We start from the raw sequence: 12,002 nt of genomic DNA, 5'->3' as shown, positions 1-12,002 counted from the left end.
CAACATACATTCTTCCTTTCTATTCAATGCCTTAAGCATACCAGTGAGTGGGGAGCAGATTTCTTGCAAGCGGTGTAATGCCGATGCAACAAAACACCCTTCCTAGCGACCGCGACGGTGCCTATCGCGCGCCGCATCCATTCACCCGGATTTCCAGAGAGCCTCACGCAAGGGATCGTTTTCATGAAGCTCAAATCTCTCCTCGCCGCCAGCGCCGTCAGCCTTTCGGCACTCGCCATCACCATGCCCGCACCGGTTGCCGCGCAGCAGATCACTTCCGGCGTTGAAGGGCGTGTCGCCGATGAGGCGGGAACCCCCCTCGCGGGCGCGACAGTCACGATCACTGACACGCGTACCGGCCAAACCCGCACGCTTACCGCAGGCCAGGATGGCGAGTTTCGAGCCAACACGCTCGTACCCGGCGGACCTTACACCGTCACAGCGACCGCGCCTGGCTACGAGGGCCAGACGGTTGAGAACCAGTATATCTCCGTTTCAGGTAATACAGAGTATTCCTTCAGCCTTTCCAGTGCAGCTGCGGGTACGGAAAACGTCATCGTGGTTACCGGCACCCGTGCTGGGGTTGTCCAGCTCGCGGTCGGACCGGGCAGCGGCTTCGGTCAGCAGGTTCTAGACACCCAGCCCACGTTTGATCGCGACATTCGTGATATCATTCGGCTGGACCCGCGCGTATCTCTCGATCCGGATACCAGTTCGGGCCAAAATCGCATTTCGTGCCTGGGCGGGAACGATCGGTCGAACGCCTTTACCGTTGACGCGATCAGCCAGGGCGATCTTTACGGCCTGAACGGCAATGGTTTCGCATCGCGCAGCTCAACGCCAATTCCGTTTGCGGCCATTCGCGAAACTTCGGTTGAGTTCGCGCCTTTCGATGTTGAGTACGGCCAATTCACCGGCTGCGCCATCAACGTCATCACGCGTTCGGGTGGCAACCAGTTCCATGGTGAAGCTTTTTACGAATATTCGAACAATGACCTGCGCGGGGATAGGGTCGCTGGCGTCGCCGCCGCCCCGGTTCAGCCGCAGAAGAACTGGGGCGTTTCGCTCGGTGGACCAATCATCCCCGATCGTCTGTTCTTCTTCGGTGCCTACTCGCACCAAGAAAGCGGGGAATCGTTCGACTTCGGTCCGCTGAACGGTGGATATCCGAACGAGACGCGCGGCGTTACTCAGGCTGACTTTGATCAGGTCAGCCAGATATTGCGGACCAAGTATGGTATCGAAACGGGCCCGTTGCCGACCAGCCTCGATTATAACAACGATCGCTATTTCGGGCGCCTGGACTGGCAGATCACCGATCGCCACCGTCTGGAGGGCACCTATCAGCACCTTGATGAGGTGACAGTGAAGCAGGGCGGCGTTTTTACCTCGGTCACTTCGCCAACCGTAACCGGCCTCAACAACTTTTATAACAGTGGCACGAAGTCGGATTACTACTCCGGTCGCCTTTACTCGGACTGGACCGACACGCTATCTACTGAAATCCGGTATGCTCACTCGAGCATTCAGGATCTCCAGACCCCGGTTGGCGGCGGCGACGCTCTGTCAGGTAATCCCACTCCGACCATCAATGTCGGTGTCATCAACAATGGCATCGCGGGTTCGATACAGGCTGGTCCGGACGGCTTCCGCTCGGCCAACAACCTGAAAACGACCGTCGATACCGCCACTGCGATCTTGCGCATTAACGCGGGTGAGCATCAGTTGAAGCTCGGTGCCTCGTATAACAAGGTTCATATCTTCAACCTGTTCGTTCCCAGCGCCAACGGTACTCTCAACTTTGCATCGATCAGCGATCTGAACAACGGTATCCTGACGAGCGGTACGGGCACGAGCAATTTCTTCGGATCCAACCTCATCAACAATAGCGTGGTGGGTGCCAGCGGAAACTTCTCCGCCACCGGCGACGTGCGCGACGCCGCGGCAGATTTCGACCGTCGTCTCTACAGCGTGTTCGTGCAGGACGACTGGGCGATGACCGATCGCCTCAGCGCCGTCCTGGGTGTGCGCGTCGACTGGTACGACGGTGATCGTCCGGGATATAACCCCAACTTTGCCGCCCGGTATAATGGTCGTTCGAACGCGGTCGGCTTCAGTGCGCTTGCGCCTTCTATCCTCCCACGTGCAGCCTTTACCTACGAACTGGACGATTTTGCGGTTTTCGGTGCGCCGACGCTGCGTTTGGGTGCCGGCCTCTTCTCCGGCGGCGATCCGCTGGTGTGGTTCGGTAACGCTTTCCAGAACAACGGCATCACTTATGGTGAGGGAACGCTGAATTCCGCCCAATGCGCAGGTGTCGCCCGCCCGGTAAACGTACTGCAGGGTGGGACGTTCACGGGCGTACCTAGCTGTATCGGCACCGCCGGTCAGCAGTTGGCTGCGCGCGGGCTCGCTGACACCCAGTCGATCGATCCGGACATCAAGACGCCTAGCGTCCTGCGCCTGAACGCAGGGTTTGAAAGCGGCCTGGGCTTTGCGTCGTCGGGTCTGTTCAGTGATTGGCGCGTCAAGGCGGACTTCATCTACAGCCACTTCGTGAATCCCTTCACTGTTGCCGACCTTTCGCAGGTCGTTAATCCGGCACTCGGACTCAACGGCTACGCGATCGACGGGCGCCCGATCTACCGGGCGATCGACCCCACCGTCGCAGGCTGTACTGCGCGGTTCCAAGGCAACGATCCGGGTCCGATCTTCACCAACGTGAACGCCCCTTGCTTCAACACCAGCCGTGACGACGAACTGGTGCTGACCAATTCGGACGGTTTCGACAGCTACACGGCTTCGCTTATCGTTTCGAAGAGCTGGAATTCGGGCATTTTCACCGACAACGGCAGCATCGATTTCACCCTCGGCTACGCTTATACGGACTCGAACGATCGTCGCGCGATGACCAGTTCCACCGCCGGGTCGAACTACGATCGTACGGTCGCTTTTGACTTGCAAGAGCCAGCTGCGGCTGACTCGATCTACAGCAACACGCATTCGATCAGCTCGCGTATTTCGTGGGGCGAAGACTTCTTCTCCGATCTCACAACGCGGCTGACCGCAACCTTCAACGCTCGGTCCGGGCGGCACTACGGCCTGGCATTCTCCGGGGGCGGTCAGTTCAACGACAGCACGTCTGGGTCAGACAACGCTCTGATCTATGTTCCCACCGGTCCGACCGATCCGAACATTTCGCCGAATTCGGATGCCAACACGGTTGCCGCGCTTTCGAACTTCCTCGGCAATATCGACTGCGCCAAGGAATATGCCGGCCGTACGATCGAGCGGAACACCTGCCAGAACGATTGGTATTTCGATGTCGATCTTCGGTTGTCGCAGCAGCTTCCGGGACCGGGTCGCTTTTTTGGCGTGGACGACAAGATCGAAGTCTTCGCCATGGTCGACAATTTCCTGAACCTGCTTGACGAAGACTGGAATACCCTGCGTTCGCGTCAGTACGCCGGTCAGCAGGGCCTCATTGCTGCGGGCGTTCCCGACTCCCAAGGTCGCTACGTTATACCTGCGGTCCGGGTGCCGGATCCGTCCCGGCCGGGCCAGTTTCTTGCCGCTCCCACGGTGCAGGAAATTCAGCAGTTCATTCAGGACAATTACGATAGCGACAACCAGCTATACATCCCTGCTTCGGTGTGGCGGATCAAGGTGGGCGTGAGCTACAAGTTCTAATCTGTCCGTCGGTTCGCCGGGCTCGAATACGGCGGCTTCCCTCGGGAGGCCGCCGTTTTTCTTTGTCGCGCCGGCATGTCACGGTAGAGACGAGGCTTTCTTCCGTGGATGTCACAGCAGGTGTCTCGCCGATGATCCGTCTTACCTTCCCAACCCGCCTGTTGTCTGCGCTCGCGATGGCAGTGGGCCTATCGGGGTGTGCGACCGGTCCCGGCTCCCGGCCCGGCCCCATGACCAACGTCCAACTGCTCGCCCTGAACGACTTCCATGGAAATCTGGAGGCGCCGCAGAGCGCGCTGCGCTACCGCGATGACGACGGCGGGGAGCAGACAAGCGTGCTGGGCGGTGGAGCGCAGATTGCGACCCGCCTCGAACAGCTGCGCCAAGACCACGAGCAGACGATTACGGTGGCCGCAGGCGATCTGATCGGTGCCAGTCCGCTCATTTCCGCATACTATCTGGACGAGCCCACCGTGAAGGCGCTCACCGCGATGAAACTCGATCTCGCATCGGTCGGAAACCACGAGTTCGACCGCTCGATCAAGGAACTGCAACGAATCCAGGCCGGCGGATGCGAACAGTATACCGCACGACAGCCTTGCGCGCTCGAGCCGTTCGCAGGTGCCGGCTTCACCTACCTCGCGGGCAACACGGTGGACGATAAGGGGCAGGCGCTTTTTCCCGGCTCCGCCATGCGCAGCTTCGGCGATATCCGCATCGGGTTCATCGGACTGACGCTGAAGGAAACCGGCAACCTCACGTCGGCCGACGGCACGCGCGGCTATCGCTTTACCGACGAGGCGGAGGCGGCAAACCGCTTCGCCGCCGGGCTGAAGGCGCAGGGAGCCGACGCGATCGTCCTGCTGATCCATCAGGGCGGCGATGTAACGGACCGTTTCCAGACCGAAGGTTGCGCCGGACTCACCGGCCCGATCGTCGACATCGCCGACCGGCTCGATCCGTCGATCGGACTCGTCATCTCGGGCCACACGCACGAGGCCTATGCCTGTCGTATCACGGCGCCAGACGGCACGGTCCGCACGCTGACCAGCGCCGGACGATACGCCGCCTTCGTTACCGATATCGATCTTCGTTTCGACACGGCGACGAAGCGGGTGGCGTCGATCGACGCGAAGAACATACCCGTTCCCGCGGACCTGCCGAAGGAAGCGAAAGTCGCCGCGATCGTCGATCGATATGCGGCAGCGATCGGTCCTGTAGGCAACCGGGCCGTTGGTACGGTTTTTGCAGGCACCGATACCGAACGCGATTCCGATTGCATGGACGGGGCGGCCGAGGATTTCATTGCCGATGCACAGCTGTTCTCGGCGAGGGCGGGCTCCACGGACGGAGCCGACGTGGCTTTCATCAATTCGGGCGGGGTACGCACCAATTTCGACGCTGCCGCGGATGGCACGCTGACATATGGCGAGATTTTCTCCATGCAGCCTTTCGGCAATTCGGTCGAAATCCTCGAGCTGACCGGTGCGCAACTGACCGCTATCCTCGAAAGCCAGTTCTGCGACGCGGACGCGAGCAAGGTCTGCGGCACGCTGCTGGTCCCTTCCGCGAATGCGAGCTATCTGGTGACGCCGGGCCAACCCATCGGTAGCCGGGTGACCGCATTCCGGATCGATGGTCAAACGGTCGCCCCGGACCGCGCATATCGCGTGGCGGTGAACAACTTCCTCGCCGCGGGTGGAGACGGGTTCACCGGTTTCGCGGACGGTAAGTCGGTCGGATCGGGCGGTATCGATGTCGATGCGGTCGAGCGCTATCTGTCGGACGGATCGATCGAAACCCCGCGTTGCGGGCGCGTGCGGCGGGCGGACTGACCTGTGGGCCTTCGCGAACGACCGCATCCTAGCCTGTATCGGAAGGTCCAATGGGATTGATCGCTGCGATCGAGGCCGGCGGCACGAAATTCGTGCTCGCCATCGCCCGCGAGGACGGCGCAATCCTTGCACGCACCCGGCTCGACACTGGACATCCATCCGTCACTCTGCCCGCCTGCGCCGAATGGTTCGAGCGCGCGGCGGCGGAACATGGCGCTATCGAGGCCTTCGGGATCGCGAGCTTCGGGCCGATCGGAATCGATCCGGCGCGCCCGGACTACGGAACCTTCCTGACCACCGTGAAGCCCGGTTGGCAGGGGGCAAGCTTCCTCCAGGTTCTCGCCCGGTTCAGCGTGCCCATGGCGATAGACACGGATGTGAACGGCGCTGCACTGGGCGAAGCGATTGCGGGTGCGGGTCGGGGCCACAACGTCGTCGCCTACACCACGGTCGGGACCGGAGTCGGAACTGGCGTGGTGAAAGATGGGCGACCAATCGCCGGCCTCAGCCATTACGAAACCGGGCATCTGCGGCCACCGCGCGATGCCCTGCGCGACCCGTTCCCCGGATCATGCACCTATCACGGTGCCTGCTGTGAAGGTCTGGCCAGCGGGCCTGCCATTCGTACCCGCTGGGGCAAGGATCTGAGCGAACTCGCCGACCCCGAAGCCACCCGACTGATAGCGGACTATCTGGGCCACCTCGCCGCAACGATCGCGCAATTCCACATGCCGGAGGTGATGATCTTCGGCGGCGGCGTTATGAAGGCGCCGGGGCTGATCGAGGACCTGCGCGAAGCCACGCGGCAGTCGCTGGCCGGATACCTCGCCTATTATGATCGCGATCTGGCAGACATCGTGGTCGCGCCGGAGCTGGGTGACGATGCGGGGATTACCGGCGCCATTGCACTGGGCAGATTAGCACTGGCAGCGCGCGACTGACCAGCGCCCCTTCGCGCCGGACGCGCGTTGGACCGGCCAATCGCGGCGCGACAGGCTCCGTCCTTAAAAGCGTACCTTCTCTGCCGCGCCGACGTATGATATCCGCCTGCCTTCGCTTTCGTCCAGAACCGGCCCATCGCTTGTGCCGTCATGCAAGACGACCGTGATATTGCGATTCGCTGCCATGCCGGGGAAGCGCCCATCGCGCTTGCCGATGGTCAAGGTCCGCGAGGCGTCGTCCCACGACAGGGGTATCCGCGCGAACTCGCCGCGCTCGTAGCCCATGTCGGTGCCCTGATCCTCGTAGAGCGTGAACGCGCCGGCCGCTCCGGCGAAGACGTGGACGGTCAGCGGACCCTGGGGCTTCTCGCCGGTCCACTGCTCGTCCGGCCCCATCGGAACGATCGCCCCGGCGCGCACGAACAGCGGCATGCGTTCGCGCGGTGCCTGTGCGGTGACAGTCCGTCCCCCGGCGACCTTCTGGCCCGACAGGACCGAATACCAATCGCTGCCCGCGGGCAGATAAACCTCGCGCGAGCGCGCCTCGAACTGCGTGACCGGCGCGACGAGGAAGGCGGGACCGAACATGTATTCGTCGTCCACGTTCCACGCCTTCCGGTCGGCTTCGAAGTCCATCACCAGCGGGCGCATCATCGTGCCGCTGTCGAAATGCGTTCCCGCCGCGATGGTGTAGATATACGGCATCAGGCGATAACGCAGCCGATGATAGTGGACGAGGCCCTGCATCATCGCGGGATCGTCCTTCGCAATGATGGGCGTCTCGCGATAGGGATATTCGCCATGGCTGCGGAACAGCGGAGTGAAGGCACCGAACTGGAACCAGCGCAGGTACAGCTCGCGCCATTCGGGCATCGCCGAGGGCACTTCCTTGGAATAGCGATCTTCGACCGCGAAGCCGCCGATATCGTGCGTCCAGTTGGGAACGCCCGAGATCGAGAGGTTGGAACCCGCGCTGACCTGCTCGCGCAGATTGCTCCACCGCGCGGCGACATCGCCCGACCATAGCGCGGCAGATGCGCGCTGGACTCCGCCGAAGCCGCTGCGCGTCAGGATGAAAGGCCGCGTATCGGGCTGCGACTTGCGCAGGCCCTCGGCAACGCCCTCGGCATGGACTAGCGGGTAGGAGTTGAAGATCGCGAGACCCGGCGTGTCGGTGGAGGCCGAATACATTTGGTAGGCGCGCTTCTCGACCGAAAGGTTGGAATGCCAGTCCGGCTCCGTCGCATCCATCCACCACGCGTCGAACCCCTTCGGCACCAGCGTTTCGGCCATCTGACTATAATAGATATTTCGCGCCTCGCCCGTATTGGGATCGTAGAACGTGTTGGCGTATCCGGAGCCGACCCAGTCTTTCTGGCCTGCCTCCAACGGGCGCTGGTAGAGATAACCCTTGGACCCCAGTTCCTTGGCGTTGTCGGTCCAGGGATAGAATTTCGGCCAGACCGAGATCATGATCCGCCCATGCATCGCATGGACCGCATCCACCATGCCCTGCGGATCGGGGAAACGCTCGGGGTCGAACGCGTGGCTGCCCCATTGATCTTCCGGCCAGTAGAACCAATCCTGCACGATATTATCGATCGGGATGCCGGCATTCCGGTACATCTTCATCGCGCCAAGCAGCTCGTCCTGCGTCTGGTAGCGCTGGCGCGACTGCCAGAAGCCGTAGGCCCAGCGCGGCATCATCGGCGCCTGGCCTGTCAGGCGGCGATAGCCCGCCACCAGAGCGTCCATTGTCTCGCCCGGTACGACATAGTAATCGATCGCCTTGGCAGCTTCGGAGGCGAAACTGACAGAATGGCGATCGGCATCAGGCAGCGGATCGGCGTGTTCCAGCTCGATATAACCCTGGTTCGGCTCCCATTCGACGCGCAGCTTCACCGCCTGCCCCTTCGTCAGGCCAAGTTCGAAATTGTGGTACCAGGGGTTCCAGTTCTGCCGCCAGCGATCGAGCACCAGCTTTCCATCGGCAAAGACCTTGGCGTAGCTGGACGAATACAGGCGGAACTTGTGCACGCCGCTCTTGTCGGGCGTGAAGGTGCCGGTCCACACGACGCGTTGCGTCTGCACGGCATTACCTTGCGTATTCTGCCCCGTGGTCGCGGCCGTCGTCTCTGCCTTGGCCGCCGCGGGCCATTTGTCCTGATCCTCGAGATATTGATAGTCGATCACCGGTTCCCTACGGCTTACGGCCAACCGGTCGCCCAGATAATACCGGGCGTCCCAGCCCAGATCGAGCTGCTCGTACGGCTCGGGATCGCCTACACGGGTGATCGACGCGTTGTCCCACAATATGCCGTAGCCGCGGGTCGACAGCAGATAAGGTATGGCGATCGCCATGTTATGCTGGGCGAGTTCGACGTCCTCGCCATTGTAGTTCATCTGTCCGTTCTGATGCTGTCCTAGGCCGAACAGCCCTTCGTCCGTTCCGCGATTGAACTGGGCCCGCGTGGCGTACCAGGTTTGCCCTTCCAGGGTGACGGGCGTGATCGTCCGCGCGGGAGCGTATTCGTCGAGCAACACCTTGCCGCCAGCGTCGAGCACCCGCAGCGCTCCGTCGGCCAGGCTTACGATCGCCTGCGATCGGTCCGTCGCCAGCCGGGCCGTGCCCTCGTCCCGCGAAAAAGCGGGATCGCCGTCGGACTGCGCCACTACCATAGGCGTCGATGGTCCGCCCGGCAGGTCGTCGCCTACAGTCACCCGGAACGTCCCGTCGGCATAGGCGAGCACGCGGACCTGCGCGCCGTCATCAGTAGTGACGATCATGCCATGCGGTACCTGCCGCACTTCGCCTGCGTGGGCCGCGACAGCCGCCGTCAGTCCGATGGCTGCCGCGAACAGCGCGGATAGGATCTTTCGCATTACCTCTCCCCCTTGGCGACGAATTCTGTGCTTGCATCCGTCACGTCGCCGAGGGCATGGTAGCGCTCACAATCGCGCACGACAACGGCGCGGATTCTTCGGGAGGGAAAATGATCGATCGCCGCTCCATGGCACCCCTGTGCCTCGTCGCCGGGCTTCTCGCGTCCTGCGCAACCACGCCGGGCGCCACCGCGTTACCCGCTGGCGCCGAGCTGGCGGGCCAGGCTGAAGCGCTCGGCGCAGGGATCGCGCATCCGGCCAAATGGCCGGCATATACCTACCCGGTGAAAACCCCCCCCGCGCAGGAAACGATGATCGAAAACATCCTCGCGCGGATGACGCTGGAGGAAAAGATCGGCCAACTCGTTCAGGCCGATCTGTGCTGCGTCACGCCCGACGAGGTGAAGAGATACAATCTCGGGTCGATCCTGGTCGGTGGGAACAGCGGGCCGTATGGCGACGATCTGGCCCCCCCGCCCGCCTGGCTGAAGGCGGCGGACGATTTCTACGCCGCGTCAGTAGACACAAGCGATGGCGGGGTCGGAGTCCCGGTGATTTGGGGTATCGACGCGGTTCACGGAAACTCGAACATCATCGGTGCCACTCTCTTCCCACACAATGTCGGGCTCGGCGCGGCGCACGACCCCGCCCTGATCGAGACGATCGGTCGCGCGACGGCGGAGGAGATCCGCGTGACGGGCCAGGAATGGACCTTCGCCCCGACCGTCACCGTGCCGCAGGACTGGCGCTGGGGCCGTGCGTACGAGGGATATTCGTCCGATCCCGAACTGGTCGCGTCCTATGTCGGCGCGATGGTCCGCGGGCTGCAGGGGGCGCCCGATAATCAGGACCTGCTGGCCGGACCTTACGTGATCGCTTCTACCAAACACTTTCTGGCCGATGGCGGCACCAAGAACGGCGTCGATCAGGGCGATGCCCAGATCAGCGAAGAGGAACTGCGAGACGTTCACGGTGTCCCCTACGGCCCGGCGATCGAGAACGGCGTGGCGACGGTAATGGCCAGCTTCTCCAGCTGGCAAGGCCGCAAGATGACCGGAAATGAGAGCCTGCTGACCGGCGTGCTGAAAGACCGCATGGATTTCGGGGGCTTCATCGTCACCGACTGGAATGCCCATGGTCAGGTCGAAGGCTGCAGCAACGACAGCTGTCCTCAGGCTCTGGAGGCCGGGGTCGATATGTACATGGCCCCAGACACTTGGAAGCCGATCTACACCGACCTTCTGGCGAAGGCGAAGGCGGGCACCATCCCGATGGAACGAATCGACAACGCGGTCATGCGCATCCTGCGGGTAAAGGCGCGGCTCGGCGTGTTCGATGCGGGCAAGCCGTCCAGCCGCCCACTGTCGGGCGAATGGGGCCGGCTCGGCTCTCCCGAACACCGCGCCATCGCGCGCGAGGCGGTGAGGAAATCGCTGGTATTGCTCAAGAACCAGGGTGTCCTGCCGATCAAGCCGGGCGGTCGGTTGCTGGTCGCGGGCGAGGGGATGGACGATATCGCCCGCCAGTCGGGCGGTTGGACCATCAGCTGGCAGGGCACCGGGCTCGACAATTCGCAATTTCCGGGCGCCACCTCGCTGTGGACGGGGTTGAAGAACGCCGTCGAGGCGGGCGGCGGCAGCGCGGTCATGTCGGCCGATGGCAGCTATTCGACGAAGCCCGACGCGGCGATCGTGATCTTTGGCGAGAAACCCTATGCCGAATTTCAGGGCGACCGCGCGACGCTGGCGCTCGATGCCGCGCTCACCGGGCCTTACGAGACGATGCGCAAGCTTAAGGCGCAGGGTATTCCGGTCGTCGCGGTGATGATCACTGGGCGTCCGCTCTACGTCAATCCGGCGCTCAATACGGCGGATGCCTTCGTCGTTACCTGGCTTCCGGGTAGCGAGGGCGAAGGGCTCGCCGACGTGCTGATCGCCGACGCATCGGGCAATCCGCGCCATGATTTCACCGGAACGCTGCCGGCCCGCTGGCCACGTACGCCGGACATCGCCGATGGGGCGCTGTTCGATCGCGGCTTCGGCCTGAGTTACGCCAGTAGCGCGAAGCCGTGGACCCCGCTTGCCGAAGTAGCCGTCGGCTCGGCCGGGGATTCGCGTGTCTGGTTCTCCGGCGGTCAGCCTGCATCGAGCTGGTCTTTGCTCGTCGGCGGCACCGGGACCGGAGAGGAAACGCGCATCACCACCGTACCCGCTGCGGCGCTGGGCGGCAGGGCAACAGTCACGGCGACCGACTATCTGAAACAGGAAGGTGGGCGCCGCTTTGCTATATCGGGCGGCACGGCCCAGGTCGCGCTCCGCAATTTCGACCCCGTCAACCTCGACAAGGAAACCAATGCAGAGGTCTCGATGCTAGTCACGCTGAAGGTGTGGGATGCACCGGACGCGGCGCGGATCGGTGCGGCTGGGGGCGATGGCAAGGAGGCGTTCGTCAATTTGCCGATGACCGCGGGCACCGGCTGGGTACGCTTCGGCATTCCCCTCAAATGCCTGCGCCAGCGCGGCGCGCCCATGGCGAGCCTGATGAAGCCGTTCGTGCTCGAAACGACCGGGGAAGCGGATTACGCGATTGGCGAGGTCCGGTTGGGCACCGACGCGGAGGTGTCTCTGCCCTGCCAATAGCAGCGCTGCGCTGC

Annotated in this window: 5 protein-coding genes; 4 read left to right on the top strand and 1 reads right to left on the bottom strand. The window is 62.8% G+C overall.

Going from position 1 to position 12,002, the window contains the following annotated elements; translation table 11 throughout:
• Window positions 1-183 precede the first annotated feature (183 nt).
• The 3 genes from F7D01_RS13195 (at window position 184) to F7D01_RS13185 (ending at window position 6,466) form a co-directional block, all read left to right on the top strand.
• Window positions 184-3,690 carry a TonB-dependent receptor gene (locus F7D01_RS13195; RefSeq protein WP_215227925.1) on the top strand — a complete coding sequence of 1,169 codons (3,507 nt, stop codon included), beginning with the start codon at window positions 184-186 and terminating at the stop codon, window positions 3,688-3,690.
• A 230-nt stretch (window positions 3,691-3,920) separates the two neighbouring features.
• A complete protein-coding gene (locus F7D01_RS13190; protein ID WP_215227924.1) occupies window positions 3,921-5,525 on the top strand; it encodes a bifunctional UDP-sugar hydrolase/5'-nucleotidase in 1,605 nt (534 codons plus the stop codon).
• A gap of 50 nt (window positions 5,526-5,575) precedes the next feature.
• Window positions 5,576-6,466, top strand: coding sequence for an ROK family protein (locus F7D01_RS13185; protein ID WP_215227923.1), 891 nt, complete (start codon window positions 5,576-5,578; stop codon window positions 6,464-6,466).
• Window positions 6,467-6,529: 63 nt separating this feature from the next.
• On the opposite strand, the gene F7D01_RS13180 is transcribed toward F7D01_RS13185, so the two are convergent.
• Window positions 6,530-9,349, bottom strand: a complete 2,820-nt coding sequence (locus F7D01_RS13180; RefSeq protein WP_215227922.1) for a TIM-barrel domain-containing protein — start codon at window positions 9,347-9,349, stop codon at window positions 6,530-6,532.
• Window positions 9,350-9,459: 110 nt separating this feature from the next.
• On the opposite strand from F7D01_RS13180, the gene F7D01_RS13175 reads away from it, so the two are divergent.
• The gene (locus F7D01_RS13175; RefSeq protein ID WP_215227921.1) at window positions 9,460-11,988 is read left to right on the top strand and encodes a glycoside hydrolase family 3 protein; all 2,529 of its coding nucleotides are present in this window, start codon (window positions 9,460-9,462) and stop codon (window positions 11,986-11,988) included.
• Window positions 11,989-12,002 lie beyond the last annotated feature (14 nt).

Origin of the sequence: Erythrobacter sp. 3-20A1M (genome assembly GCF_018636735.1) — a bacterium.
GTDB lineage: Bacteria > Pseudomonadota > Alphaproteobacteria > Sphingomonadales > Sphingomonadaceae > Alteriqipengyuania.
Note: the sequence above shows the minus strand (reverse complement) of the source record. Positions and strands in the feature narration are given on the sequence as shown.

Bases quoted from the DNA above. Each gene is read 5' to 3' on its own strand.
- F7D01_RS13185 (WP_215227923.1), top strand. From the start codon at position 5,576: ATGGGATTGATCGCTGCGATCGAGGCCGGCGGCACGAAATTCGTGCTC.
- F7D01_RS13180 (WP_215227922.1), bottom strand. From the start codon at position 9,349: ATGCGAAAGATCCTATCCGCGCTGTTCGCGGCAGCCATCGGACTGACG.
- F7D01_RS13175 (WP_215227921.1), top strand. From the start codon at position 9,460: ATGATCGATCGCCGCTCCATGGCACCCCTGTGCCTCGTCGCCGGGCTT.
- F7D01_RS13195 (WP_215227925.1), top strand. From the start codon at position 184: ATGAAGCTCAAATCTCTCCTCGCCGCCAGCGCCGTCAGCCTTTCGGCA.
- F7D01_RS13190 (WP_215227924.1), top strand. From the start codon at position 3,921: ATGACCAACGTCCAACTGCTCGCCCTGAACGACTTCCATGGAAATCTG.